This is a genomic window from Reinekea thalattae (genome assembly GCF_008041945.1).
GTDB lineage: Bacteria > Pseudomonadota > Gammaproteobacteria > Pseudomonadales > Natronospirillaceae > Reinekea > Reinekea thalattae.
The window spans coordinates 1227877-1254198 of record NZ_VKAD01000001.1; the positions used below are offsets into that span (position 1 = coordinate 1227877).

The 26322-nt window shown below is 46.0% G+C and carries 24 protein-coding genes and 8 tRNA genes; 6 read left to right on the forward strand and 26 right to left on the reverse strand.

Annotated elements, in window-relative coordinates; all coding sequences use genetic code 11:
• Positions 1-79: 79 nt before the first annotated feature.
• Positions 80-1867 carry an aspartate--tRNA ligase gene (gene aspS, locus FME95_RS05655; RefSeq protein WP_147713428.1) on the reverse strand — a complete coding sequence of 596 codons (1788 nt, stop codon included), beginning with the start codon at positions 1865-1867 and terminating at the stop codon, positions 80-82.
• A gap of 131 nt (positions 1868-1998) precedes the next feature.
• Here aspS and FME95_RS05660 point away from each other — a divergent pair, with 131 nt between their 5' ends.
• A complete protein-coding gene (locus FME95_RS05660) occupies positions 1999-2562 on the forward strand; it encodes an outer membrane beta-barrel protein (RefSeq protein WP_147713429.1) in 564 nt (187 codons plus the stop codon).
• 118 nt (positions 2563-2680) lie between these two features.
• Here FME95_RS05660 and FME95_RS05665 read toward each other — a convergent pair whose 3' ends face one another.
• Complete coding sequence (locus tag FME95_RS05665; protein WP_147713430.1) at positions 2681-3460, reverse strand: hypothetical protein; 780 nt, start codon at positions 3458-3460, stop codon at positions 2681-2683.
• Between the two features lie 81 nt (positions 3461-3541).
• Positions 3542-3811 (reverse strand): acylphosphatase, encoded by a 270-nt coding sequence (locus tag FME95_RS05670; RefSeq protein ID WP_147713431.1) that lies wholly within the window; start codon positions 3809-3811, stop codon positions 3542-3544.
• Positions 3812-4116: 305 nt separating this feature from the next.
• Between FME95_RS05670 and FME95_RS05675 the strand changes: the two genes are divergently transcribed.
• The 4 genes from FME95_RS05675 (at position 4117) to fnr (ending at position 7924) form a co-directional block, all read left to right on the forward strand.
• Positions 4117-5310, forward strand: a complete 1194-nt coding sequence (locus FME95_RS05675; RefSeq protein ID WP_147713432.1) for a TsoY family (seleno)protein — start codon at positions 4117-4119, stop codon at positions 5308-5310.
• A 160-nt stretch (positions 5311-5470) separates the two neighbouring features.
• On the forward strand, positions 5471-6067 hold the full coding sequence (locus tag FME95_RS05680) for a gamma-glutamylcyclotransferase family protein (RefSeq protein ID WP_147713433.1): 597 nt from the start codon (positions 5471-5473) through the stop codon (positions 6065-6067).
• 146 nt (positions 6068-6213) lie between these two features.
• A complete protein-coding gene (ttcA, locus tag FME95_RS05685) occupies positions 6214-7104 on the forward strand; it encodes a tRNA 2-thiocytidine(32) synthetase TtcA (RefSeq protein WP_147713434.1) in 891 nt (296 codons plus the stop codon).
• 82 nt (positions 7105-7186) lie between these two features.
• Entirely contained in the window at positions 7187-7924 is a 738-nt protein-coding gene (fnr, locus tag FME95_RS05690) for a fumarate/nitrate reduction transcriptional regulator Fnr (protein WP_147713435.1), read from the forward strand.
• A 101-nt stretch (positions 7925-8025) separates the two neighbouring features.
• On the opposite strand, the gene nudC is transcribed toward fnr, so the two are convergent.
• From nudC to FME95_RS05775, 17 genes are all read right to left on the reverse strand, one after another.
• Positions 8026-8844 carry an NAD(+) diphosphatase gene (gene nudC, locus FME95_RS05695; RefSeq protein ID WP_147713436.1) on the reverse strand — a complete coding sequence of 273 codons (819 nt, stop codon included), beginning with the start codon at positions 8842-8844 and terminating at the stop codon, positions 8026-8028.
• A gap of 51 nt (positions 8845-8895) precedes the next feature.
• Positions 8896-9759 carry a ribosome biogenesis GTPase YlqF gene (gene ylqF / locus FME95_RS05700; RefSeq protein WP_147713437.1) on the reverse strand — a complete coding sequence of 288 codons (864 nt, stop codon included), beginning with the start codon at positions 9757-9759 and terminating at the stop codon, positions 8896-8898.
• Positions 9760-9861: 102 nt separating this feature from the next.
• Positions 9862-9938 (reverse strand) — tRNA-Asp (locus FME95_RS05705).
• A gap of 72 nt (positions 9939-10010) precedes the next feature.
• Positions 10011-10087: transfer RNA gene (locus FME95_RS05710), tRNA-Asp, on the reverse strand.
• 6 nt (positions 10088-10093) lie between these two features.
• Positions 10094-10169, reverse strand: a tRNA-Val gene (locus FME95_RS05715).
• A gap of 175 nt (positions 10170-10344) precedes the next feature.
• Positions 10345-10421, reverse strand: a tRNA-Asp gene (locus FME95_RS05720).
• Positions 10422-10427: 6 nt separating this feature from the next.
• Positions 10428-10503 (reverse strand) — tRNA-Val (locus tag FME95_RS05725).
• A 148-nt stretch (positions 10504-10651) separates the two neighbouring features.
• Positions 10652-11929 (reverse strand): TRAP transporter large permease, encoded by a 1278-nt coding sequence (locus FME95_RS05730; protein ID WP_147713438.1) that lies wholly within the window; start codon positions 11927-11929, stop codon positions 10652-10654.
• Positions 11926-12441, reverse strand: a complete 516-nt coding sequence (locus FME95_RS05735) for a TRAP transporter small permease (RefSeq protein WP_246109327.1) — start codon at positions 12439-12441, stop codon at positions 11926-11928. Before FME95_RS05735 ends, FME95_RS05730 begins: the two co-directional genes overlap by 4 nt.
• 15 nt (positions 12442-12456) lie before the next feature.
• Complete coding sequence (gene dctP / locus FME95_RS05740) at positions 12457-13443, reverse strand: TRAP transporter substrate-binding protein DctP (RefSeq protein ID WP_147713439.1); 987 nt, start codon at positions 13441-13443, stop codon at positions 12457-12459.
• An 11-nt stretch (positions 13444-13454) separates the two neighbouring features.
• The gene (locus FME95_RS05745) at positions 13455-14294 is read right to left on the reverse strand and encodes a TRAP transporter TatT component family protein (RefSeq protein WP_147713440.1); all 840 of its coding nucleotides are present in this window, start codon (positions 14292-14294) and stop codon (positions 13455-13457) included.
• Between the two features lie 82 nt (positions 14295-14376).
• On the reverse strand, positions 14377-14874 hold the full coding sequence (locus FME95_RS05750; protein ID WP_147713441.1) for a hypothetical protein: 498 nt from the start codon (positions 14872-14874) through the stop codon (positions 14377-14379).
• A gap of 1 nt (position 14875) precedes the next feature.
• Positions 14876-15574 (reverse strand): OmpA/MotB family protein, encoded by a 699-nt coding sequence (locus FME95_RS05755; protein ID WP_147713442.1) that lies wholly within the window; start codon positions 15572-15574, stop codon positions 14876-14878.
• On the reverse strand, positions 15571-16818 hold the full coding sequence (locus FME95_RS05760) for a hypothetical protein (RefSeq protein ID WP_147713443.1): 1248 nt from the start codon (positions 16816-16818) through the stop codon (positions 15571-15573). Before FME95_RS05760 ends, FME95_RS05755 begins: the two co-directional genes overlap by 4 nt.
• Positions 16819-16909: 91 nt before the next feature.
• A complete protein-coding gene (locus FME95_RS05765; RefSeq protein WP_147713444.1) occupies positions 16910-18043 on the reverse strand; it encodes a sodium ion-translocating decarboxylase subunit beta in 1134 nt (377 codons plus the stop codon).
• Positions 18044-18053: 10 nt separating this feature from the next.
• A complete protein-coding gene (gene oadA, locus FME95_RS05770) occupies positions 18054-19841 on the reverse strand; it encodes a sodium-extruding oxaloacetate decarboxylase subunit alpha (protein WP_147713445.1) in 1788 nt (595 codons plus the stop codon).
• 53 nt (positions 19842-19894) lie between these two features.
• Positions 19895-20128 (reverse strand): OadG family protein, encoded by a 234-nt coding sequence (locus FME95_RS05775; protein WP_147713446.1) that lies wholly within the window; start codon positions 20126-20128, stop codon positions 19895-19897.
• Positions 20129-20408: 280 nt separating this feature from the next.
• Here FME95_RS05775 and FME95_RS05780 point away from each other — a divergent pair, with 280 nt between their 5' ends.
• Complete coding sequence (locus FME95_RS05780) at positions 20409-21347, forward strand: tRNA dihydrouridine synthase (protein ID WP_147713447.1); 939 nt, start codon at positions 20409-20411, stop codon at positions 21345-21347.
• Between the two features lie 74 nt (positions 21348-21421).
• Here FME95_RS05780 and FME95_RS05785 read toward each other — a convergent pair.
• The 6 genes from FME95_RS05785 to alaS form a co-directional block, all read right to left on the reverse strand.
• Positions 21422-21498, reverse strand: a tRNA-Arg gene (locus FME95_RS05785).
• Positions 21499-21534: 36 nt separating this feature from the next.
• A tRNA-Arg gene (locus FME95_RS05790) sits at positions 21535-21611 on the reverse strand.
• 25 nt (positions 21612-21636) lie between these two features.
• Positions 21637-21726: transfer RNA gene (locus FME95_RS05795), tRNA-Ser, on the reverse strand.
• 113 nt (positions 21727-21839) lie between these two features.
• Positions 21840-22031 (reverse strand): carbon storage regulator CsrA, encoded by a 192-nt coding sequence (gene csrA, locus FME95_RS05800; protein WP_147713448.1) that lies wholly within the window; start codon positions 22029-22031, stop codon positions 21840-21842.
• 254 nt (positions 22032-22285) lie between these two features.
• Positions 22286-23518 (reverse strand): aspartate kinase, encoded by a 1233-nt coding sequence (locus tag FME95_RS05805; protein ID WP_147713449.1) that lies wholly within the window; start codon positions 23516-23518, stop codon positions 22286-22288.
• Positions 23519-23531: 13 nt separating this feature from the next.
• A complete protein-coding gene (gene alaS / locus FME95_RS05810) occupies positions 23532-26135 on the reverse strand; it encodes an alanine--tRNA ligase (protein WP_147713450.1) in 2604 nt (867 codons plus the stop codon).
• Positions 26136-26322 lie beyond the last annotated feature (187 nt).

The window sequence follows — 26322 nt, forward strand, 5'->3', positions numbered from 1 at the left end:
AGACACTTCGCTATGCGATGACCTACCTTATAAAACAATCCGTCAAATAAAATAACTCGCCATCGCTTTTGGCTGGTGACTATTTTTTCTCTGCGGTTTCTTTACGAACGCGAATGTTCAACTCTTTAAGCTGTTCACTGTCGACATGGCCCGGTGCTTCAGTCAATACACAGGCGGCCGTTTGAGTTTTCGGGAACGCAATCACTTCACGAATGGATTCAGACTTTGTCATCAACATAACCAGACGATCCAAACCAAAGGCTAAGCCACCATGCGGCGGGCAACCATAACGCAGTGCAGACAATAAGAAACCGAACTTCTCTTCCTGCTCTTCTTTGCTGATGTTCAATACATCGAAGACAGTGTTCTGCATCGCTTCATCATGAATACGAATCGAGCCACCACCAAGTTCCATACCGTTAAGCACCATATCGTATGCTTTAGACAAGGCGTTGAGCGGGTTAGCGACCAACTCTTCTGGTGAGCATGAAGGCATGGTGAACGGGTGGTGCAATGCAGTTAAGTTACCATCACCGGTTTCTTCAAACATTGGGAAATCGACAACCCATAATGGCGCCCACTCTGCAGTATAAAGATCTAGATCTTCACCAATCTTACAACGCAAGGCACCTAGCGCATCGTTAACGATTTTCGCTTTATCGGCACCGAAGAAGATTAGGTCGCCATCTTTAGCTTCTAAACGCTCAAGCAACGCTTTACGGACATCGACCGGTAAGAATTTAACAATCGGCGATTGCAAACCACAGTCATCGCCATCTTCTAACTTGGTGACATCGTTAACCTTGATGTACGCCAAGCCTTTAGCGCCGTAGATGCTAACGTACTTGGTGTAATCATCGATCTGCTTACGCGTTAGGCTGTTACCACCCGGTACTTTTAAGGCAGCAACGCGGCCAGCTGCATCTTTTGCAGGGCCTGAGAATACTTTAAATTCAACAGATTCCATTAGGTCGTTAACAGACACTAACTCCAATGGGATACGTAAGTCAGGCTTGTCACTGCCGTATTTTTCCATCGCTTCAGAGAATGGCATACGTTGGAAGTCGCCGAACTCAACATCCAAGACTTCTTTAAACAACGCACGAATCATGGTTTCGGTAATCGCCATAATGCCGTCTTCATCTAAGAATGACGTTTCGATATCGATCTGAGTAAATTCAGGCTGACGGTCTGCACGCAAATCTTCATCGCGGAAACATTTTGCGATCTGATAATAGCGATCAAAACCCGACACCATTAACAGCTGTTTGAATAGCTGAGGTGACTGCGGCAGTGCAAAGAACGAGCCCGGATGGGTGCGCGATGGTACTAAGTAGTCACGCGCGCCTTCTGGCGTTGCTCGGTTCAAAATCGGGGTTTCAACGTCAATAAAGCCTTGGTCTTCCAACGCACGACGCACACTCGAAGTAATACGTGAACGCAAAATCAGCTTTTGCTGCATCTCAGGACGACGCAAATCCATGTAGCGATACTTCAAACGAACATCTTCACCAACAGGTGAATAATCATCCAACGGGAACGGCGGTGTTAGTGCTTTGTTTAGCACTTTAATTTCACGACCCAGCATTTCGACTTCACCGGTCGACATGTTGGTGTTTACTGTGCCTTCTGGGCGCGCACGCACAAGGCCGGTAATTTCAACGACATATTCACTACGAACGCGATCGGCAGTTGCAAAGCTTTCTTCAGCGTCCGGGTCAAATACCACCTGCATGATGCCTTCACGATCTCGAACATCTAAAAAAATGACACCACCGTGGTCACGACGACGATGAACCCAACCGCTAATAGTTAATGTCTGGTCAATGTTTGAGCTATTTATGGCTCCGCAATACAGGCTTCGCATGGTTTTTCCCGATTCAGATATTTGATTTTCAAAAAAAGGCGGGCATTATACAACGAATCAGTTAAGAATTAACCCACTGAAATACAGATGGCCATTATGTTTTTTTCCTCAACGTTAGAATGGATGCAAGAATGATCAAATCAATTACGACCAGCTTAATCACCGTGTTCATTTCAATCCCATTAGTAATGGCGGATGAAGTGCCACAAGACAAGCGCAGTGGCTTTTACCTAAGCGGTGGCATTGGACTTCATTACATGAATTATGACTTACTTATTAATGATGGCCTATACGCATCAGAAACTAACTACGGTGCTGTAAGCTCTGTCAAAATAGGTGGTTATCTCACACCTCAATTCGCCCTTTATTATGTCCGTGATGCCGCTTGGTGGAATGATGAAGATGTTGATTCAACTATGCTAACAGGCTTAGCAGGTATCGGTGGCTCTTACTACTTCTCACCAAATACGCCTAGTACTTTCTTGGAATTTGGGTTAGGCGTCGGCGACATTCAAAACACTACGTACTCGACAGGGGAGTCCGGTGGTGCAGTGATGATTGGCCTAGGAAGAGAAATCACCCCACATATCCAGCTATCTGGTAATATTTTAAGCACCAGCATTGATGACAGTTACTACAGCAATGTAATCTATGAAACATCAGCCATTTACGTAAAATTAGAATTCAAATTATAATCGAACCACTGGCTAAGGCTTTTGTTTTAACCAAATGAAAGCCTTGGCTCATAACTCCACAAATTCAAATGACATCGGAGGCCATTCCAACCGGCACAGCTTTCGAATTTTGTAATCATTAACGCAAAGAATAATGCTTAAAAACCGCCTGACGAATTTCCATATATGAAATGCCATTGTCTGGAACATACATTTCTCGAAACAGATGACGCCCATCTTTATATTCAAAACTCACATCACAAACCCTATAAGGCGTACCAGGGACACCATTTTTACTGCGCGGTACGACTGTTTTGCAGCCATCAACAAGGAAATCACCAGTATCAATTCGTGAATAAGCAAACGCTTGACTGCCTTCAAACCAAGTAGCAAAAATAATCGTTAGAAGTGTAGGTAGAATTAAACGGGAATTATTAATAATTTGATAAGCATACTTTGAGCTGAGCACTATCATGGTCCCAAGCAGGTTTACAACGATCAATACAATCAACATGTTAGGGACCGTATGAAATATATAGGTATCATCGTGCACAATCAAAAACATAGGACCTATCGATGTCATATAAACAAAACATGCCCACCACAGCTGACTCTCTGGATCTTCAGCAAAAAATGCCCACAACACTATCGTCGATAAAAGATAAGCCAATGACAGCACCAAAGGCACAAGAAGGGGGGACATATAAACCAAAATTGCATAATCTTTAGGGACTTGCGATTGAGGCCCAGAGATATAAGCAACGGAAAAAAGATAGACAACGATGAAAATTGACAGGCTTTTCTTGAAGTGAGTAACAAGTAAAAACAAAATTGTTTTATTTATAGCTCCAGTGACATAGGAAACTGGCCAAATCATGCCATTTTTAGGCTGATCGTCATCAACTTCTGCAGAGCTCATTTTATTCCTAAATCATTCGGGATTCTCGGCAATCATACCCTGCGAATGAGAATGCTAAAACCTAACGCTGTGCAACAACACTCAACCGGTCATAAAACCCTGTACTTTTGTTGGCTCACACGGCTCAACATCGACCCCCAGTACTTTGGCAAAAACCGGCCCTTCGTGCAGAGACTCAATCATTTCGCCTATCGCTTCTGTTGAGCCACACATGAACACCTCAACACGGCCATCGGCAAGATTTAATGCATAGCCTTCAATATTTAACTCGCGCGCACGCTTTTTACAATACAGTCGATATCCCACTCCCTGCACTTTGCCGTATACCCAAGCTTTTACATACTGCCGCATAGCACCTCCTTTTAGCCTTTATTGTTTGCCACACCATGATACTAACTAAGTTCGACACGGCGTTATATTGCACTTTGATAACAAATGAGATGAATTATTCGCTCAATAGTTAACCAACTTAGAAACGCCATCGGCATCCACCATAAGTCGGTACTGCAACAACCTTAGCTTAGTCATACAAACAGCCCCCTTATATTAGAAAAAACTAATAAAATTAATCTTAGTCAATTAAAATCTAACAAATAGCGTGCACTTCCTGTAAAAACCTATACATTAGTAAAAACTAATATAAAGGGAGAGCCCTAATGATTCGCAGAAACCCAAACCTAAATTATCATCCAAGCTATTGGCTCGCCGCGCTAGGTGCTGGCGGCACCGCGGTAAGCTTCTTTATGTATCTGATGTGGATGGTGCCACACAAAAGCACGCCGATTCCGACCTTTGCAGATTTACAGGCGCAACTCAGTACGGGTGGCATTGTCACTTCGATCAGTATTGCCGCCATTATTGCGATTATCGGTTTTTCGATTTTGCATTTAGTCCTACTTGGCTGGAACATTCTTGAAAGCCTTGCTCACAAAAAAGACCTCGATGCTCTTAATAACACCCCAGCAGAACTGCAAAAAATGGCCATTCCACTGACCTTTGCAATGACGATTAATGTGTTCTTCATTCTTGGAGCTTTATTTGTACCTGGGCTTTGGAACTACGTTGAGTACCTATTCCCAGGAGCCATCGTTGCATTCGGCATTGTCGCATTTTTCGCAACCCGACAGTTTGGCAACTATATGGCTCACATCATTCATAACGGTGGCCACAAAAGCCATGAACATAATCATCTATCCGGTTTGATCAGTGTTTTTACCTTTTCAATGGTTGCCGTCGGCTTTGCGGCCTCATCTGCCATGTCTCATGTTGGCGCCACCGTTGCCGTAGCAACAACACTAAGCATTGCCTTTGCGGTATTTGCTGTTGTGCTGGCGATCATTGTTTTGACTCACGGCTTAAATGCCATGATGGAGCACGGCTTAGCACACCCGGCCTCACCTAGTATCTGGATGCTTATTCCAATCTTGACGCTTTTAGGTATCACCTGGGTACGCTTGTCTCATGGCCTAACTCACGAATACGGCGTTGAAAGCAGTGCTGGCGATCTATTTTTACCCTTGACGATTTTATTCTCGCTACAGATTGGCGTACTGGCCTTAGGCTATAAAGTCATGAAAGCCAATGGCTATTTAAAAGCCTATATTCAAGGAGATCAGGAAAGCCCTGTCAGCTTTGGCTTAATTTGCCCAGGCGTCGCTCTGTTTGTACTAGGCATGTTTTGGTGGCACATCGGCTGGGTTAAAACGGGGGTTATCGCTCAATTCAGCCCTATTTATTGGCTTGGCATGGCGCTTTTGTTTGTAGTTCAGCTAATCACCGTGGTCGCGTTGCTTAAGTTATCGAATAAATTACTTCGCCACCCTGCTGATCGGACTCTAGCACACGCTTAGGTTTATTATTTAGTGACTTAAGCTCATTCTTGGGTAGCTTCGGCTACCCACTCCTCACTTCTAAAAACCAACTTGTGATGCATATCGCGTTGTGGATGTCTTGGTTTATACTGCCTCCTTGAAACCCATATTTTACAATTACAGCTAAGCGAAGTTATTCATGCACTACATTTTTGGCTACGGCAGCCTCATATGCGGCGATAGTCGTTCCCGAACCGGCGTTACAGCTAACGCCTATGCTATAGAAGTAGAGGGCATTGCCCGTCGCTGGTCGGCGTACATTCCTAGCTGGAGTGGCACCGCAGTCAGCGCTCACCTAGACCCAAAAAGCCGCTGCAATGGGGTTTATTTTGCCGTCGATGATGAAAACTTGGCATTATTTGATGAGCGTGAATATGGCTATCGGCGTGTTGCGCTGCCTTGGCAGGCTGTCATGCCGCTGGATCAAACGCCTCTACCCAGAGATGGAACACTTTGGGTTTATGTCGGCAACAGCGTCGACATTCCAAGCCCAGAAAAACCGATTCTGCAAAGCTATTTAGATGTCATTATAAATGGCTGCTTAGACATTGATGAATCCTTTGCTCGTCGCTTTATTGAACTGACAGGCCAATGGGGACATTTGGTCAATGACCGCGATGCACCACTTTATCTACGCCCTCTTGCCCGCAAGAGCAGTACCGCCCGAATCGACGAGCTGCTGAATAAGCAACTGCCAGCAGGCGTCAGCGATGACTATCAGGGCAAGCCGCTGTAATTCGGCTAGGCAAGTAAAATCCGTTTACTGAACAGGGTAAGCATGTTAAAAAGCGGCCCCTATATAAGGTATAGAGCAAGCGCTATCGCTTTTTACTGAACTGACTTTCATTAACTGAACTGGCTTTGATTATCCAAACTAACTTCATGACCGAATTTAATACCGCTAAAGACAAATTGGAATACAACAAACTGCATAAGCGGTTAAGACGCGAAACAGGCCGAGCCATTGCCGATTTTAATATGATCGAGCAAGGCGATAAGGTCATGGTTTGCCTATCTGGCGGTAAAGACTCGTTCACCATGCTCGACATCCTGTTGAATTTGCAAAAGAGCGCTCCTGTAGACTTTGAATTGGTCGCGGTGAACCTAGATCAAAAGCAACCCGGCTTTCCTGAGCATATTTTGCCTGAGTATTTGAAGTCAGTTGGCGTGCCTTTCCATATTTTAGAGCGCGACACCTACAGTATCGTGCAAGAAACAGTGCCTGAAGGTAAAACTACCTGTGGTATCTGTTCGCGACTACGGCGCAGTACAATCTACGCGTTTGCAGACCAAATAGGCGCAAATAAAGTCGCTCTGGGGCATCATCGTGACGACATTATTGAAACACTGTTTTTGAATATGTTTCATGGCGGTAAGCTCAAGGCGATGCCGCCTAAGCTACTCAGCGACAGCGGTACGAATGTGCTGATACGTCCTTTGGCTTATTGCAAAGAAAGCGATATCGAGCGCTACGCGCAGATTCGTGACTTCCCGATTATTCCGTGTAACCTTTGCGGCTCGCAAGAAAACCTGCAACGACAAAATATCAAAGCCATGTGCCGTGATTGGGACAAGCAATTTCCAGGTAGAATTGATAACATCTTCCGTTCGATGGCCAATATATCGCCTTCGCAATTGGCCGACCAAGAGCTGTATAATTTTAAATCCCTCACCGCCAGCAACATCCCTCTGGCACCTCAATCGACGGATAGCCCCTACGCTCCGATGAGTACAACCAAGGTCAATACTTGGGAACCAAACATCAGCGAGTAAAAATGATAATATAAGTGAGATACATCAATAGATATCTTGTAGTATGATTGATAGATATCAAGACTTAAATTGGAGTCGTTATATGGCACTGTCAACCGCCTGCAAGAACTGTAGCCTGCACCCTTTATGCCTACCGCTGTCTTTGACCGCTGATGATATGGACCTATTGGATGCCATTATCAAACGGGGCCGGCCGATGCAAAAGGGTGAGCATCTGTTTTATCAGGGTGATGAGTTTAAGTCGATCTTCGCAGTCCGTACCGGTACGATTAAAACTTACACATTGACCAACGACGGCGAAGAACAGATCACGGGCTTCCATTTAGCCAGCGAACTGGTTGGACTCGAAAGCTTCGACATGGTGACCTATCCAGCCTCTGCAAAGGTATTAGAAACAACTAACGTCTGTGAAATTCCTGTTGATCGATTAGATGACCTTGCAGGCAAAATGCCCGAACTGCGCCGCCAACTCATGCGCCTGATGGGTAAAGAGCTGCGCGAAGAACAGCAAATGATGCTGTTGCTGAGCAAAAAAAGCGCAGAAGAGCGTATTGCGTCATTCTTAATCAATCTAGCGGCTCGCTTTAAGCATCGCGGTTTTTCAGGCACCTCGTTCCGCCTTACGATGTCGCGTGCTGACATTGCCAACTATTTAGGCTTGGCAGTCGAAACCGTTAGCCGAGTCTTCACTCGCTTTCAGAAGCAGGGCTTACTGGAGCACACTGGCAGCGCTAAAGACATCGTCATTAGTGACTTTGAAGGACTGACGGCTATTGCATCACTCGCCGAATGCGAACGCGTTGAACTGGGCATCGACTAGCCTTAAATACACATAAGGCAGTACTCTGCACGTCCCTCTCATATAACAAAAAGCCGCACTGTTCAGACGCTGCGGCTTTTTAGTTTTAGATCATTAAGCGTTTATCGACCCGCTTGACGTTCAAGCTGATATTGCCGAATCAGCCAACCTGCAATGGTGGTGGTTGGTGGGTACTTCGGTAGAGAGTGAATATTGAACCAAGCTGCATCAACGATCTCCTGTACCTCTGGCACGATCTGGCCGGACGCATATTCGGCGGTATAACCCAACATCAACTGATTCGGAAACGGCCAAGCCTGGCTATTTTGATAACGAATCTGAGCAACTTCAACGCCCAACTCCTCTCGCACTTCACGAATCACCGCCTGCTCTGCAGATTCTCCAGCCTCAATAAAGCCAGCAACAGCGCCATACATACCGGCTCCTCGATGACGCCGGCCTTGCGCCAACAAAACCTCATCACCACGCGTAATCAGTACGATAACGCAAGGCGAAATACGCGGATAAAAACGAACACCACAGGGCTCGCAACTGGTCGCTGGTTCACCCACGATACGCTGGGTAGCTTGGCCACACTGACCGCAAAACCGATGTTGATTAGCCCAATCCAATAAGCTTCTGGCTCTCGCACACAGTGAAAAGGCCGTCTCACTGATGACGGCAATGTCTCGTAAGGTGGCAAGCTGCCCATCAAGCTGCCCTTGAGTTAAGCTTGCTGTGAAATAACCCTTTCCATCCAACAGCGCGACAAACTCAATAGCATCAAGCTCAACATCAACCAATTGAGAGTAACGCCAAGCAATATCTTGCCCCGAAACCAGCAACTGAGTGCCCTGCCAAACAATGACTTTACTGTCAGCGCCTAACGCAGGCGCTTGCTTTGGAAAATCGATTTGATGCTGATCTAATTCATAAAGCATGATGAATCACTTACTTATGCTGTGAATGATGTTACTGGCTTAAGGAATCACTTAACCTTCTTCAAGCAGATCTCGATAAAGAACTTCGTTATCGACCTCTTCAAGGCTGATACGACCCAACGCGCCAGAGCGTAGATCCTTTAAGACAATTTCACTGACCTTATGCCAATCAACCTCACGACCTCGAATGCAGGCACGCTGCCGTGCGATCTGTTCCATACAGGCCATTGAGCTATCAGCGAGAGTTTCGATCTTATAACGAGTTTTGAGTGCTTCTGGATAACGCTGGGCGAGATAGTCGACCGCGAACAACGCTATATCTTCATATTCGACAGCGGTGTCACGAATCGCACCACTGGCAGCTAACCGATAGCCGCCTAATTCGCTTTCAGGCGATGGCCACATAATTCCTGGTGTATCCATCAGGGTAAAGTCGTCTGCAATCTGAATACGCTGTTGGTTACGAGTCACAGCAGGCTCATCACCAACCCGCGCGATCTTTTTGCCTGCCAAACCATTGATTAACGTCGACTTGCCAACATTTGGGATGCCGACAACAACACTACGCACAGGCTTTGCTAAGCCGCCACGGTGCGGCGCTAAATTTCGACAGTAATCTGGAATTTTTGCCAACTGCTTACGATCTTGCATAACAATAGGCACAACATGAATACCCTTTTCGCTCGATAAAAACTCAACCCAACGTTGAGTCACCTCAGGATCGGCCAAATCCGCTTTACTGAGCAGACGTAGCACCGGCTTATCACGACGCACCTTGGTTAAAATAGGATTCATACTGGAATGCGGAATCCGCGCATCAAGTACTTCGATAACAACATCGATCTTTGGAATAATATCGCTGATTTGACGGCGAGCTTTCGCCATATGACCAGGAAACCAATTAATTTTTGCCATGATTAAAACTACGCTTGAAAAAACAGAATTATAACACCGATTACAAAAGCAACCGAGGTGAGAAAGGAATAAACAAAATAGGAAGGGAAAAACACATAGAAATGGCGGAACGGACGAGACTCGAACTCGCGACCCCCGGCGTGACAGGCCGGTATTCTAACCAACTGAACTACCGCTCCACGGCACAGATTAACGTACTGCTACGTCTCTTTTAATCTTGAGAAAAGATCCCTTTTTAACTTAGAGAAAAGTGGCGGAACGGACGAGACTCGAACTCGCGACCCCCGGCGTGACAGGCCGGTATTCTAACCAACTGAACTACCGCTCCGCATTATGGTGGGTGTGAACGGGATCGAACCGCTGACCCTCGCCTTGTAAGGGCGATGCTCTCCCAGCTGAGCTACACACCCATAATGCGTTGAATTTTGTACCTTCCGGTAAGCTTGTTCGGCTGCCTGCATCGGCGCTTTCGCGCTCCAGCTGCACCCGTCCGGGCATAAAAGCTACACACCCATAATGCATCGAATTTCGTACCTTCCGGTAAGAGTTATCGTTTCTCAACGTCCCTTTATACTTAGGGAAAAGTGGCGGAACGGACGAGACTCGAACTCGCGACCCCCGGCGTGACAGGCCGGTATTCTAACCAACTGAACTACCGCTCCGCATTATGGTGGGTGTGAACGGGATCGAACCGCTGACCCTCGCCTTGTAAGGGCGATGCTCTCCCAGCTGAGCTACACACCCATAATGCAATGAATTTTGTACCTTCCGGTAAACTTGTTTGGCTGCCTATTAAACTAACTAAAATAGCTTATGGTTGCCAAAAAGTGACGCGCATTGTATCGATTTTCTCAATGAAGTCAAACATTTAGCGAACATCTGATGAAAAAAATCATCTCACTAAGAAGAGCACCATATCAGGCCAAAAGGTAATCAAAAGAACCACCAGCATCAATACCAGCATCATCGGAATTGTAGCGGCGTACAACTCTGTCATTGATTTTTTAAACCGATAGCTGGCAATAAACAGATTCATACCGACTGGCGGCGTAAAGTAACCTATTTGCATATTTGCTACGAAAATAATGCCTAGGTGAACAGGATCAATGCCGTATTCCATCGCTACCGGCAATATGAGCGGCACGATAATAATTAGCGCAGCAAAGATATCCAACACCGCCCCAAGCAATAACAGGGCGACGTTTAAGCAAAGTAGGAATACCCAGCGTGAATCAATATGCGCCTGAATAAAGTCGAAAACCCGAGTCGGAATCTGTAGATCTACTAACAGGTTAGTAAAGGCTAAGGCTACCGCCAGAATCAATAAAATACCGCCGACCATCTTCATGGCATCGGCAGCAATACGCGGCAAGCTCGATAACTTGATATCCCGATACACAAAGACCTCAATGATCAATACATAAAGCGCCGTAATAGCTGCAATATCGCTAATCACCAACCAACCACTGATCAAGCCAAGCGCGATAATCAGCGGTATTCCAAGCTCCCATTTGGACAGCCAGAGCTGTTTTAGCACCTCGCGGATAACAAAGGGTGTCAAAGGCACTGGCTGGTGTCGCTGGCTCCATAAGCCATAACCCCATAACGCCAACACCATAATGCCAGCTGGAATTAAACCCGCGACAAATAAGTCTTTAATATCAACATCGGCGATATCCATTTGCTGCGCAACAACGCCGTAGAGAATCAACGGTATCGCCGGCGGTAACAGCAAACCTAAACTACCAGAGGTGGTAATTAAGCCCATCGAAAACTTTTCGCTGTAACCAGCACTCTTTAACGCAGGAACCAATAAAGCGCCTAACGCGACGATGGTAACGCCAGAGCCGCCGGTTAATAACGTAAAGAACGAACAGGCCAAGAGCGAAATCAAGATCATCCCGCCCGGTAACCAGCCCAACGCTGCTTGCGTCAAATTAACCATTCGATCCGCTGTTTTACTCTCGCTCAGCAAATAACCCGCAAAGGTAAAAAGAGGTAGAGAGATCAGCAAGGTATTTTCTGTCAGCCGAAATATTTCTATTGGCAATACCATCAGATCAATTTGCACCGACCAAAAGCCGTAAGCGGCTCCAGCAAGAATGATAATAAAAAGTGGCGTACCAATTAACGCAACCGCAATAATCAGCGGTACAACAATAGCATTCATTGAACAGTCCTTTTGTTACCACTTATATTTGTATGAGTCTTTGGATGAGTTAATTTTGTACCACCGACTAACGCATGAGCAAAACGCAGCGCCATGACTAAAAAGCCAATCGGCATAATTAATTGGAATGGCCAAGCAGGCAAATTAGAAAAGGTTGTCGTTTGATAAACAAATTCGTCATAAACAAAACGGCTAGAATGGAAGGCCACTAGAGCGCAGACTAAGGCTGAGAAAAAGTAAGCAATACGCTGCAACGTTTTAAACCAAAGTCGATCTGAATAATGGCGTAGTAAATCGATAGAGATATGCTCTCGTTCACGAGTCGCAACCATGGCACCTAAAAGCGCTAACCAAAGCACTAACAGGCGATTAAAGGGATCAATCCAAAAAAGGCTTATACCGACAAAATTACGCAATAGGATCTGAGTGACGGCAAGCAGAATCATCGCCAACAATACAAAAATTAACAATGCTCGTTCAACGGCAGCCCAATAGCTAGCAATATAATTCAAGTTCTAACGTCCTAATTAAGGGTTTCGATAGTCAGTTAATACATCACTTATACGCTGATACAAATCCCGATCGAACTCACCTGAGGATATCAACTTGTCAGTCGCCTCATCGGCTTCACTTTCGATCGCGTGACGGAAGTCGTCATCAAGACTTACCGTACTAATGCCCAGGCTAGATAATGCATCGAAGGCGCGAATATTTTCCGCTCGTGCAAGGTCATTTAAACGTTGACTCAAGGCGGTGAGCTCCTGCTCTACCAGATAAAAATCTGATTCAGACAGGCTAGCAACGGTACGCTCAGACAATGCAATCACACCGTAAATATACATAAAGGGCGCATCTAACAAATAATCAGCCTGTGTATACCACTGCAACACAATGGCACCGGTCGGAGGGGCTAAAAACGCATTCAACGCGCCAGTTTGCAAGCCTGTTAAAACATCACCAATACTCAAACTAAAGGGGTTTATTTCAAATGCCTTGGCTATTTTTTCAGACAGCGGGTCGTTGGCAGGCAGCCACAGCTTTTGCTGCTTTAGCTGCTCCATACCGTGTACTTTATTAGCCGACATCAAGTAAGCAAAACCGCCCTCGATTAAGCCAAAGGTATGCCAGCCACTATCAATAAAGCCTTGATTTAGCTCGTCATCAAACTGAGCGCGAACTAAATCCACCTCCTCAAAGCTGCGAAACAACAGCGGCGCATTTAGAACTTGCGCATTCTTATATTCATAAGAGAAGGCAGTGCTGTGGATGAAGGTGCCATTTAATTGCCCAATACGAATTTTTCGCCGCACCGCTAAAGCGTCACCCATAACGCCACCAGGGTAAAACTTAAAGCTAACTCGCCCTTCTGTCGCTTGTTCAATACGCTCACCGGCCATCCGTAACTCAGACAAAATAGCATTGCCGTCCGGATATTCGGTGGCTATTTTAAGCACGGTCGCATTCGCGAACGTTAAGCAACCGCAAAGCGTTAACGTTATCCAGGCTAGTTTCATAATATCCCTAATCAAAAGTACTCGTTCGATGAGGCAAGCAACTCAGCCGCTTGCTGTTTGGCATAAACATTTTGCAAAGTATAGCCTTCTACGTAAGGATCGAGTGTTAAGACTTCTTTTAATAAAGAATCATGCAGTGATTGGTCAAAGATCAGTCGGGCATAGTTTGATGCATAGTAGACATAGATAATTAAATTTTGTTCAGCACCAGCTTCTAGAGCACGCTCATAGTAATCTTTAGCTAAATCGGCTTTGCCACCTAGACTTGGCGGCAAGATGCTATTCATCACGCCCAGATAAAGCAATGCGGTACCCTTTTCATGGCTTGGATCTATTGCCACAACCTGCTTTAAAACCGTTTCGGCTTGGCCCAGCTGCGCAACCACTAACCAATCATCGGAATTCGCTTGAATATAACTAGCCCAGGCAGTTCCGAGCGCATAAAGATAAGGAACATCATCCTCGTCATCCCACTCAGCCAAGGCCTGATTTAATTCGACACCGTTTAGCTGAGCAATACCACAGGCATTTTTATCGTACAAACAAAAGGCTGTTTTGGCGTGATCTAACGCCTTCTCTGCTAGTCGCTTTTTCCGCTCTGTATCAGACGCAGGCACAAAAACACCACCGTATGCACCATTTAATGTTGCCGCGGTAAGATGCATTGACTCACTTTTAGGGTAAGTCAGCGTTAACGCATCAACCATCAATAGATAACTGGGCAAACCATCTTTAACAGTCGTCAAGTCATCGCTATTCACTATCGCTTGAGACAAATTATTCGGTAATTTACTGACCGCACAGCCAGTCGTTACAAACACAGACAATAAAACAGAAATCAGTAATCTCATGGCAAGCCTTTAATCGAATTCAATGAATAATTATCAATAAGCATAGCAATAGAAAATGACAAATTGGCAAAGCTTTGGCGTATTAGGCCAACGGCTTGCGAACCTCTTTAAATACGGCAACGGGGTATTGCTGATAGCCAGTCCAAAACTGCGCTAAGTTAAACTTACGATAGATGTCTTCGCTGTAATGTTCTTTGCGCGCTTTTTGATCGTCATAACCCTGAAACTGCAAGGTTTGTAAGCACGCCTTACAGACATGCATATTATTATTTTTTTCTGCTAATCGCGTCGTGATTGATAGTTTTTCAAGCTGCTTGCTGCGCTGGCAAGCGGCTATGTGATATTCGTCGATATCGAGAATAATGACGCGTGAATTTTTATAAACCAAGGTAAAATCGAGCAGCTGCATCAGTTGATGACGATCGACCTGCATACCTTGAAGCTCTAGCTGAGATCGCTCTTCACCTGTCAGGTGATGTTCTGGGTCGAACATTTCAAACGAGCCTAGTTTGGTTGCAGCCATTTTTTCCCGCAACTCATTAAACGGCTCGAACTCGGTAAAATCGATCAGCTCTGGCATATTAAAGTTGACTCTGAAGTATCGCTGCGATGCGACTTTCTGCATCGGTACGCAGTCTAAACTCAACACGTCTGGAACGCTCTCGGTCTTCATTACCATCAGCTGACAACACTGGCTTAGAGGATGATAAGCCATTGGCTGTCATATGTTGCTTCAACCAATCCTTTTCACCTTCGACCGAGCCTAGCGACAATAAATAATCGAGCGTTGAACGGGTTCGCTCCTGACTCAAGCCCATATTAAGAATATAAGCATCATCGTCATCTTGTCCTAACCAACCACTCGAAGTGTGTCCTTCGATACGCACTTCAGCAATATCGTTACGGTATTTATCTGAGGCAATGATGTTTAAATAACGAGGGAAAAAGTCCGTCAAAATAGCCTTAAAGCCATCCTGTAAATCCTTTTCTCCGTTCTCGAAAATCAACTCTGGACGACCGAATCGAATACTTAAATCAGGATTAATTTCGGCACCCCAAGCCTCTAAATCTGGCTCGAATTCGCGTACAAGATCTTGGTACAGCTGAGTACGCAATCGATCATAAAGTATCGCTACATCACGTACTTTATTACGCTCTATTTCAGCATTGACCATAAAGACAATGGCGACCAATAAAAACACCATCATCAGGCCCGCCATTAGGTCACTCACCGAGACCCAATGCTCTTCCTGTTCAATATGTTCTTCGTCGCTTCTCACTTCTTCGCCTCAGCCATAGCCACCAGCGCCTGCAAGCGATCGGTCAGTGGCATATAGTCGTTAACAAATTTTTCAGACAACGATGTCAACTGATAGCCGAAAGTCATTAAGGCTTTTTTCAGCTCTGCTTCCATGCCTTCTTCTAGCTTGCTGAGCTGAGTATTATTTTGTTCAAACAGCTGTGCCAGCTGTTCAGATACCGCTTTCTGCGAAGTCTGCGTACCTTCAATCAGCAATGAACTGACTTTTTGGCTGGTATCGCGAATGCCTTCAGAAGCTTGCTCGACTAGAGTAAGCATCTGTTGAGACTGCTGCTCTACCACTTTTTGCAAGCCGCTGGTAAGCATTAGGATCCGCTCTTCAATTTGCGGTAAACCATCCTGCGCGTCGACAATCAAACTGGAAAAGGTCGATAAATATTCTCTTAAATTCTCGCTTTGGCTTTGCAACGCATTTAGCAAGGTCTCCATATCTTCCGCGACATTAGAGAAGGACGAGGTTTGTTTAATGAGCCGCTCAAAGGCATTAGTTGCGACCTTAGCTGATTCTGCCGAACGCTCGTTAGCATCAATAAGACTTTCAACTTGTGCTTTATGCTGCTCTTGCCACTTAAGCATTAAACCAACAGAGTCGTTCAACTTAGTAAAGTTATCGCCGTACTGCTCTTCGATGCGAGTATTGAATTCACGCATAACATTAGAAATGGCTTTTTCTAAGGCTTCTTGGTTCGCCTTAGTCATCTGTTCTTGATAGCCCTGCAAAGCATCGATCAGTTGTCGGTGCTGCTCAGACTGAGCATCACTGCTTGCCTTCGCCCACTGATACCAATTGTTCTCGGCATCTTTATCAACCACGGCGGTCGCAATGCGATCAAGATGCCAAGCCAAATCGTCGATGGTCGCTGTCATCTTCGATTCGCGATGAGCGCGCATCCGCATACTAGCAACGGCATAACGGAATTTAATCGATAAGGCGCCCAACAGACCGGCAATGGAAGTCCAGAACGCCGTTTTTAGACCATCTAGCAAGTGCGGCACACTGTCTTCGATAGACGTGGTGTCGAACTCGCTCAAGCCCAGAGCAACACCCAGAAAGGTACCAAAAATACCGACACTGGTTAGAATACTCGGCGCGTAATTAGCAGTATGAGACGAATAAACCGGACCATGAAAATAAATAAGAAGCGCGGCGACAACCGCCATAATGACCCAAGTCAGCGCTGTAAATGATTGCAGTAATTCCATATTCAACCAGTTATAAAATGTGTTGATCAGTATGCATGTTGGAGTCTATTCAGAAAACCCCTAACAGCGTGCATTTATAGCCTACTTTACGTTAGCTAAAGAAGGACAGCATAACACCAGCGGCCACAGCCGAGCCAATAACCCCAGCAACATTAGGACCCATGGCGTGCATCAGCAAGTAATTTTGATGATTCGCTTCAAGGCCGACCTTATTTGACACTCGTGCCGCCATCGGAACAGCCGAAACGCCAGCAGAACCAATTAATGGGTTAATCGGTATTTTTACAAATAGGTTCATCAATTTAGCCATCAAGACTCCGGCGCCAGTACCGACACAGAATGCGACCAAACCTAAAGCCAGAATACCGAGAGTCTCAACCTTTAAGAACGCCTCTGCACTCATTTGTGAGCCAACACCGAGACCCAGCATAATCGTAATAATGTTCATCAAGCCATTTTGTGCAGTGTCACTGAGTCGATTAACAACGCCGCTTTCTTTCATTAAATTACCGAAGCAAAACATCCCCAGCAAAGGGGCAGCCGACGGCAAAAACATAGCGACTAAAAACAACACCACGATAGGAAAAATAATTTTTTCCCGCTTAGATACCGTACGCAATTGCTCCATCTTAATTTCACGTTCGGCCTTGGTGGTCAGTGCTTTCATGATTGGCGGTTGAATAAGCGGCACTAAGGCCATGTAACTATAAGCAGCAACTGTAATCGGGCCGAGTAAACTCGGAGATAACTGACTGGCAATAAAGATCGAAGTCGGGCCATCTGCACCACCAATGATTCCAATCGCAGCGGCATCTTTTAGCGAGAAATCCACCCAACCTAAGCTGCTCATGCCTACCGCACCAATAACGGTACCAAAGATACCAAATTGAGCTGCCGCACCTAGCAATAGTGTTTTAGGGTTCGCCAACAACGGACCGAAATCGGTCATCGCGCCAACACCCATAAAAATAAACAGCGGAAAAACACCGGACTTAATCCCGACAACCGAGATGTAGTGCAACAAGCCATCAGCGCCACCCATACCGGCACCCGGAATGTTAATCAGCAGGGTACCAAAGCCAATTGGCAACAGCAGTAGCGGTTCAAATTTTCGGGCGATAGCTAAATAGATTAACGTTAAGCCAACAAGCATCATCAGCAGCTGGCCAGACTCTATCGTCGCAAGCCCTGAGCTTGAAAATAAATTTGCAAAATTTTCTAACATTTAAACCGCCTTATAGCCTGTACAGGCAATCGCCAACCGCAACTGAATCGCCTTCTTTGACCGAAATCTGGCTGATTGTGCCTGCTTCGGTTGCCCTTACTTCAGTTTCCATTTTCATGGCTTCAAGGATCATCACGACCTGCCCTTCTTGCACCGCATCACCAACGGATACCAATACCTTAAAGATATTGCCTGCCAATGGCGCGGTCATATTATTTCCTGCTGGTGCTTGGCTTGTTGCTGTCACATCACCACCAGCGGCTACGTTAGCGGTATAAGTTTGACCGTTAATGCTAACACTGACGTCGCCACGACCATCAACCTGAGCAAAGTAAGACTTACCATTGAGCTGTACGGTATAAACATCATCGCCATGAGTTTCTGAATGATCGTTTGCGCCGCTGCTCATAGGTGAAGCTTCAAAGGCACTGGCATCACCTCGGTTCTGCAAATACTTAAGCCCCATCTGCGGGAACAGCGCATAAATAAGCACATCATCGACCTGATTTTCTGCCAATGAAAAGCCTCGCTCCTCAGCCTTAGAGACCAATTCCGAGGTAAGCTTTTCTAATTCGTTGTCGATTAGATCTGCTGGCCGACAGCTGATTGGCTCGGCACCCTCTAAAACCCGTGCCTGCAAGGTTTTGTCAAACGCGGAAGGCGCTGCACCATATTCGCCTTTTAAAATAGCCTGCGTTTCTTTAGATATTGATTTATAGCGCTCGCCAGTTAAGACATTCAATACCGACTGAGTACCGACAATCTGAGAGGTTGGTGTAACCAGCGGAATAAAACCGAGATCTTTACGCACTCGGGGGATTTCTTCGAGCACTTCATCAAAACGGTCGGCTGCTCCCTGCTCTTTTAGCTGATTTTCCATATTGGTCAGCATACCGCCTGGCACTTGGGCGGTTAAAATTCGGGTATCTGTACCTCGAAGCTGGCCTTCGTATTGAGCGTATTTTTTACGAATTTTTCGGAAGTAGGTTGCAATCTCTTCAAGCAAAGCGAGATCCAAACCAGAATCTCGTTCAGTGCCTTTTAATGCTGCGACCAGCGCTTCGGTTGGTGAATGTCCATAGGTCATCGACATCGATGAGATCGCGGTATCAATATGATCAACACCCGCCTCAATCGCTTTCAATTGAGTCATCGAAGATAACCCAGACGTGGCGTGCGCGTGTAACGAGATAGGAATATCTAATGCCGCCTTCATCTGACTGATTAATTCATAGGCATCATAAGGCGTTAAAATGCCTGACATGTCTTTTATAGCGATCGAGTCAGCGCCCATGTCTTCGATCTCTTTTGCCAGCGACATCCACTTCTCAGTGGTGTGAACTGGGCTAGTTGTATAGGAAATCGTTCCTTGAGCATGCGCGCCCTGTTTACGTACCGCATGCATCGCTCGCTGTAGATTGCGAGGATCGTTCATCGCATCAAACACTCGGAATACGTCAACGCCATTGACTACCGCTCGCTCAACGAACTTATCCACGACGTCATCCGCATAATGCCGATAGCCCAATAGATTTTGACCTCGCAGCAACATCTGCTGGCGAGTATTAGGCATCGCTTTTTTCAGCTCTCGAATACGCTGCCACGGATCTTCGCCCAAATAACGAATACAGGCGTCAAAGGTCGCTCCGCCCCATGATTCGACCGACCAATAACCAACCTGATCTATTTTTTCACAGATTGGCAACATATCGTCAATTCTAAGCCGCGTCGCAAATAATGATTGATGCGCATCGCGTAATACCACATCGGTAATTTTAATGGGGTTTTTCGTGGTCATAATGAGAATCCCAGAACTTTTATAATTTATTATGTAAGCCTAAATGCAGGCGTTTATCGGCCATGGGCCTTAGTGACTGCTGCAGCAACGACTGCGACCTCGAGCATATTTTGCTGCTCACTGGATGCAGAATTTTGGCTATTATCAGCAGCGGCCTTAGCTTCTGGCAGCTTGCTGAGTAACCATGACAGTAAGCGGGTCATTACAACCAGAAGAGCCAAAAATAAGAATACGGTCGACATACCCATAACCATCAGGGTAATGCCACCAGAGATTAACTCAGGCATTTGCCAGCTCCTGTTAACATTAAGTTACGTTTATTGTATTTCTAAATATAAATCAGGCGCTTAATAGCCCATGTATTGTCAATAGATTACCTTAAACAGGTAAAATCGCGCAATTAGTGTAACAAAGTAGATGGCCTCGACCGATGTTTCAATTACGCTTCTTTGTCATACGCCAATTTATTGCGGCAACTAGGCTGAAAAGCTCGATAAAAAGCCATAACTGACCTACTATCGCCGCTCGTTTTAACTAGCCCGCCTCTCTTTAGTACGGCATGACCTGATGAAAATATACCTCGCACCGATGGAAGGTCTTGCTGACCAATATTTACGCCACCTTATCGCCAAGGCAGGCGGCTACGATCTTGTTGTAACCGAGTTTGTTCGCGTCGTCGATCAACTGTTACCCGCATCCGTTTTTCACAGAACAGTACCTGAATTATTACGCGGCAGTGTTTGTGGCGAGCAAACACCGCTGCGTGTACAGCTGCTCGGCAACCACCCTGAAGCACTGGCGAGAAATGCGGTGCGCGCCATCGAATTAGGCTCACACGGAGTCGACCTCAACTTCGGCTGCCCAAGCAAAACCGTCAATGGCAGTCAGGGCGGTGCAGTATTACTGCAACAACCAGAGCAACTTTACCGAATTACCCGAAATGTCAGACAGGCGGTTGATCAAAACCAGCCCGTGAGCGCTAAAATGCGGCTCGGCTATGAAGACCACCGACTAATGAAAGAATGTGCGCTCGCACTCGAGGCAGCCGGCGCCAATGAAATTACTGTTCACGCCCGCACCAAAGTTCAAGGCTATACACCGCCAGCACACTGGCACCTTGTTGCAGAAATAACGTCGCAGCTGAATATTCCCACCATCATTAATGGTGAAATCTGGAATAGCCAAGACGCCGAACAGGCGTTACTACAGTCTGGCTGCCAACATCTAATGCTTGGTCGAGGCGCTGTACGTAACCCTTGGCTGGCACAACAAATCACCACTGAAACAGCAAAAACCTGCTGGTCACAATTACTGCCACTGGTAGATGAATTTTGGCAAATGGTCAGACAAGATATGAGTCCGCGCTACTGTGCTGGCCGACTCAAACAGTGGCTAAGCCACTTACGTTTAAGCTACCCAGAAGCAGAACAACTTTATAACGAGATAAAACGGATAAAAGAGATTGAGACCATTAGTGCGATCTTAGCTCGGCAATCAGCATCATAGACGCCAATCGGCACTCATAACTAGACAGACTAGTGCGATCAATAAAGATAACTTACGGGGATATTAAAAGAAGTTGGCGCGCCCGGTACGATTCGAACGTACGACCGCCTGGTTCGTAGCCAGGTACTCTATCCAGCTGAGCTACGGGCGCGCAAAAAAGGTATGCAACAGTATAGTCTATTTGAAGTGGCGCGCCCGGTACGATTCGAACGTACGACCGCCTGGTTCGTAGCCAGGTACTCTATCCAGCTGAGCTACGGGCGCTTAAACTTACAAATAGTAAGTTGCATGGCGGAGAGAGAGGGATTCGAACCCTCGATGAGCTTTCGCCCATACGCCCTTAGCAGGGGCGCGCCTTCAGCCACTCGGCCATCTCTCCAAAACAACGGCGCGCATCTTACCATGTTTTCTTAAAAATAAAAGAAAAAACTCAATAAAATTAATATATTAGCGAGTTTTTAATGGCACAGATAAACACCTTATCGGAGCGGATTAATCCTCGGAATGCTCGATATCGTCAGATTCCCCTTGGATTCTCTGATAGATCTCTTCTCGGTGAACAGCAACATCTTTTGGTGCATTAACACCAATGCGCACCTGATTCCCTTTTACGCCAAGCACTGTGACGGTAACCTCATCACCAATCATCAGGGTTTCACCTACTCGACGAGTTAAAATAAGCATTTATGCGACTCCTAGTGTATTTTTCGGGCAATCCTCTTAACCTAAGCTCATCCTTGCTTAGGTGCCCAGCTATTAACATTGAATCGACCTTGCTTTTGAGGAGCACTAAGACAACCAGTCCTATGCCTAACCCAGCTACCGCTGAATTTTACAATCCCTATAACCTCAACAATGTCGACTACAAACTCAAACCTGGTAGACAGATGTATGAGCTTTTTTCAGAAATACAATCGGTCGAATAGTTTTTATGCAAATTATTCGGCGACCGCGTCACTATCTAAATCAAACGCACTGTGCAAAGCCCGCACGGCTAATTCTAGATACTTTTCTTCGATCACAACGGAAATTTTAATTTCTGACGTCGATATCATTAAAATATTAATGTTTTCAGACGCTAGACAATCAAACATTTTTGAAGCGACTCCCGCATGAGATCGCATGCCAACACCAACGATAGAGACTTTAGCAATGCTGTTATCGCCAACCACACTTTGCGCACCTAAATCTTCTGAAACAGATTCAAGGACCTGCTTCACACGCTGATAATCGTTGCGATCAACCGTAAAGGTAAAGTCGGTGGTTTTATCTTCTGCGATATTCTGCACGATCATATCAACTTCGATATTAGCAGCACTCACAGGACCTAGAATTCGACTGGCTGCACCAGGAATATCGGGCACGCCGACAAGGGTTAATTTGGCTTCGTTTCGATTAAAAGCAATCCCCGAAATGACTGGCTGTTCCATTTTTTCAACACCTTCAAACGTTATAAGAGTACCTTCACCCTCAACAAAACTAGATAACACACGCAACGGCACTTGGTATTTTCCGGCAAATTCAACCGAACGAATTTGTAATACCTTTGACCCTAAACTGGCCATTTCTAACATTTCTTCAAATGTAATCCGTTCAAGTTTACGTGCTTTTTCGCATACTCGCGGGTCCGTTGTATAAACACCGTCAACATCGGTATAGATCTGACACTCATCTGCCTTCAGTGCCGCAGCAACAGCAACCGCAGAAGTATCTGAGCCGCCTCGACCCAAGGTTGTGGTATTGCCTTGTTCATCCACACCTTGGAAGCCAGCAACAACAATAACGCGCCCCTGCTTTAAGTCTTCTTGCATGCGAGCAACATCAATATTTTTAATTCGAGCTTTGGTATGAGAGCTGTCAGTTAATATTTTAATCTGATCGCCAGTGTAGGATTTTGAATCGCAGCCTAGCTCCTGCAATGCAATTGACAACAGGGCAATAGTCACTTGCTCGCCGGTTGAAACCAAAACATCCAATTCACGCGGGCTTGGATCGGCAGAAATTTCTGCAGACAACGCCAGCAGCCTATTTGTCTCACCACTCATCGCCGACACAACAACAACAATGTCATGGCCTTCGTCTCGGCAAGCCTTAATATTTTTCGCGACCGCCTGAATGCGCTCTACACTGCCAACCGAGGTGCCACCAAATTTTTGAACATATAACGCCATCTGCTAGCTATCCTTAGGCAAGTTTCTGCTTGATGAGTTCAACGGCAACATCCAACGCCTTTGGCAATTCAGCAAGGTCGCCACCGCCAGCCATCGCCAGATCAGGCTTACCGCCACCTTTAGCACCCATCACTGCGCCGACTTCTTTAACTAGATCACCGGCCTTAACGACGCCAATTTGATCTTTAGTGACGCCGACCGCGAGCTGAACTTTGTCGCCATTAACTGCAGCTAAAACAATAACCGCTGACTTTAGCTTATCTTTCATTTGGTCCATGGTGCTTCTTAGCGAGCCTGCATCAACGCCGTCTAAACGCGCAGCCAAAACATTAACGCCATTCACATCAATAACCGCTGAGGTTAGATCATTCGCCGCCGAACTGGCTAACTTAGCTTTGAGATTTTGGATTTCTTTCTCTAACTCTTTGATTTGACCGATAGATTGCATAACACGGTCTTCAACCTGTTCTTTTGAGCACTTTAGAGTCGCTTGCAAATGACCAATCAAATTATCTTGGCGATGAATATCTGCGATAGCGTAAGGCCCTACAACCGCTTCAATACGTCTAACGCCTGCTGCAACACCAGTTTCTGATTGAATACGGAAAACACCAATATCACCGGTCTGGCTAACATGGGTTCCGCCGCAAAGCTCTTTCGAGAAACCATCGGTGCCCATGGTTAAAACACGCACCTGATCGTCATACTTTTCACCAAACAGAGCCATCGCACCGGAGGCTTGCGCCGACTCAATATCCATCAATTCGGTTGTGACTGGTGTATTGGCCTGAATGTGCTTGTTAACCAACACCTCAATAGCCTCTAACTCACTGTCCGTGACCGGCTCTAAGTGAGAAAAGTCAAATCTCAGCTTGTCGTAGCTGACCAACGAACCACGCTGCTGAACGTGAGTGCCTAAAATTTTACGCAGTGCTGCATGCATCAAATGCGTAGAGCTGTGATGGCGTGCAGTATTAAGACGCTCTTCGCGTTTAACGCTGGCATTTAATGACATACCCACACTGACACTACCAGCGGAAACTTTGACACGGTGTAAGAAATGCCCCTGCTGCTTAGTACAATCAACAACCTCTAATTCGACTGAATCGGCCGTTAAGGTTCCGGTGTCTCCAGCTTGGCCGCCAGACTCAGCATAAAATGGTGTGCGATCTAAAATAACCACCGCTTCATCACCGGCATGAATACTGTCTACCGACTCGCCATCCTTCAGTAATTTTCTCACCGAGCCTTGAGCCACTAATGAGTCATAACCTAAAAATTCGGTAGCACCGTCAAGTTCAAGGTCAACATCACGATCTAGCTTAAATTTATTGCCTGCTTTTGCTCGCTCTCGCTGGGCTTGCATCGCCTCATCGAAACCTTGTTGATCGATTTCTAGCGATTTTTCTCGCGCCACATCGGCAGTCAAATCGGCAGGAAAGCCATAGGTGTCATAAAGCTTAAAAACCAACTCACCAGGGACAACCTTGCCTTCTAACGACTGAATACCCGCTTCCAATATCGCCATACCATTGGCCAAGGTGCGAGCAAACTGCTCTTCTTCTAGGATCAGAACTTTAACCGCGTGATCCGCCTGCTCAGCAAGCTCTGGATAGGCTTCACCCATTTCTGCCACGAGATCAGCAACCAATTTATTTAAAAATAGCTCTTCGCAACCTAACTTATAGCCATGACGAATGGCGCGACGAATAATACGGCGCAACACATAGCCACGCCCCTCGTTCGACGGAATCACGCCATCGACAATCAAAAAGGCCGCAGATCGAATATGGTCTGCAATCACCCGCAGTGATCGGTTTTCGATATCTTGGCAACCGGTTACACGCATGGCCGCTTTGATTAACGATTGGAACAGGTCGATCTCATAATTACTGTGTACGCCTTGCAAAATAGCGGCAAGTCGCTCAAGTCCCATTCCAGTATCGACAGATGGTTTAGGCAATGGCACTCGGCTGCCGTCTGCCAACGTATCAAACTGCATAAATACGAGGTTCCAGATTTCAATATAACGATCTAAGTCGTCATCTGGGCTGCCCGGAGGACCACCTGGCACATCTTCGCCGTGGTCATAAAAAATTTCTGAGCATGGGCCACAAGGACCGGTATCGCCCATCATCCAAAAATTATCTTTATCACCCAAGCGTGATAGACGATCGGCCGGAACACCCATCTTATTGATCCAGATGTCGGCTGCTTCATCATCGTCTTTATAGACTGTAACCCAAAGCCGCTCTTTGGGTAGGCCAAGCTCTTCTGTCAAAAAAGTCCACGCAAACTGAATCGCTTCTTCTTTGAAGTAATCGCCAAAACTGAAGTTACCTAACATTTCAAAGAAAGTATGGTGTCTTGCGGTATAGCCAACATTTTCAAGGTCGTTATGTTTACCACCGGCTCGAACACATCGTTGTGCTGTCGTTGCTCGGTTGTAATCGCGCTTGTCACTGCCTAGAAAGACATCTTTAAACTGGTTCATACCTGCGTTGGTGAAGAGTAATGTCGGATCATTGCCCGGCACCAACGAGCCCGCAGGCACGATACGGTGGTTATTTTTTTCAAAAAAATCTAGAAAGCGGCGGCGGATTTCTGAGGTCTTCATTGACGGCTGTAGTCTCTGTTAGGGTTCTATAGATAAAAGGGCTGCCAATATTACACATATGGACAAACAGAAGAAATACCACTCATTAAGAATAAAAAGTGATCACTCGCTAGTTTTGCCATGCTAGGCAGGTAACTGCACCCTCGCTGCACGTTTAATTCGTCTGGCTTGTTGCCATAAAAAGGCG

Excerpts from the sequence above, each read along its gene's own strand:
- aspS (WP_147713428.1), bottom strand. The coding sequence starts at position 1,867 with ATGCGAAGCCTGTATTGCGGAGCCATAAATAGCTCAAACATTGACCAG.
- FME95_RS05660 (WP_147713429.1), top strand. The coding sequence starts at position 1,999 with ATGATCAAATCAATTACGACCAGCTTAATCACCGTGTTCATTTCAATC.
- FME95_RS05665 (WP_147713430.1), bottom strand. The coding sequence starts at position 3,460 with ATGAGCTCTGCAGAAGTTGATGACGATCAGCCTAAAAATGGCATGATT.
- FME95_RS05670 (WP_147713431.1), bottom strand. The coding sequence starts at position 3,811 with ATGCGGCAGTATGTAAAAGCTTGGGTATACGGCAAAGTGCAGGGAGTG.
- FME95_RS05675 (WP_147713432.1), top strand. The coding sequence starts at position 4,117 with ATGATTCGCAGAAACCCAAACCTAAATTATCATCCAAGCTATTGGCTC.
- FME95_RS05680 (WP_147713433.1), top strand. The coding sequence starts at position 5,471 with ATGCACTACATTTTTGGCTACGGCAGCCTCATATGCGGCGATAGTCGT.
- ttcA (WP_147713434.1), top strand. The coding sequence starts at position 6,214 with ATGACCGAATTTAATACCGCTAAAGACAAATTGGAATACAACAAACTG.
- fnr (WP_147713435.1), top strand. The coding sequence starts at position 7,187 with ATGGCACTGTCAACCGCCTGCAAGAACTGTAGCCTGCACCCTTTATGC.
- nudC (WP_147713436.1), bottom strand. The coding sequence starts at position 8,844 with ATGCTTTATGAATTAGATCAGCATCAAATCGATTTTCCAAAGCAAGCG.
- ylqF (WP_147713437.1), bottom strand. The coding sequence starts at position 9,759 with ATGGCAAAAATTAATTGGTTTCCTGGTCATATGGCGAAAGCTCGCCGT.
- FME95_RS05730 (WP_147713438.1), bottom strand. The coding sequence starts at position 11,929 with ATGAATGCTATTGTTGTACCGCTGATTATTGCGGTTGCGTTAATTGGT.
- dctP (WP_147713439.1), bottom strand. The coding sequence starts at position 13,443 with ATGAAACTAGCCTGGATAACGTTAACGCTTTGCGGTTGCTTAACGTTC.
- FME95_RS05745 (WP_147713440.1), bottom strand. The coding sequence starts at position 14,294 with ATGAGATTACTGATTTCTGTTTTATTGTCTGTGTTTGTAACGACTGGC.
- FME95_RS05750 (WP_147713441.1), bottom strand. The coding sequence starts at position 14,874 with ATGCCAGAGCTGATCGATTTTACCGAGTTCGAGCCGTTTAATGAGTTG.
- FME95_RS05760 (WP_147713443.1), bottom strand. The coding sequence starts at position 16,818 with ATGGAATTACTGCAATCATTTACAGCGCTGACTTGGGTCATTATGGCG.
- FME95_RS05765 (WP_147713444.1), bottom strand. The coding sequence starts at position 18,043 with ATGTTAGAAAATTTTGCAAATTTATTTTCAAGCTCAGGGCTTGCGACG.
- oadA (WP_147713445.1), bottom strand. The coding sequence starts at position 19,841 with ATGACCACGAAAAACCCCATTAAAATTACCGATGTGGTATTACGCGAT.
- FME95_RS05775 (WP_147713446.1), bottom strand. The coding sequence starts at position 20,128 with ATGCCTGAGTTAATCTCTGGTGGCATTACCCTGATGGTTATGGGTATG.
- FME95_RS05780 (WP_147713447.1), top strand. The coding sequence starts at position 20,409 with ATGAAAATATACCTCGCACCGATGGAAGGTCTTGCTGACCAATATTTA.
- csrA (WP_147713448.1), bottom strand. The coding sequence starts at position 22,031 with ATGCTTATTTTAACTCGTCGAGTAGGTGAAACCCTGATGATTGGTGAT.
- FME95_RS05805 (WP_147713449.1), bottom strand. The coding sequence starts at position 23,518 with ATGGCGTTATATGTTCAAAAATTTGGTGGCACCTCGGTTGGCAGTGTA.
- alaS (WP_147713450.1), bottom strand. The coding sequence starts at position 26,135 with ATGAAGACCTCAGAAATCCGCCGCCGCTTTCTAGATTTTTTTGAAAAA.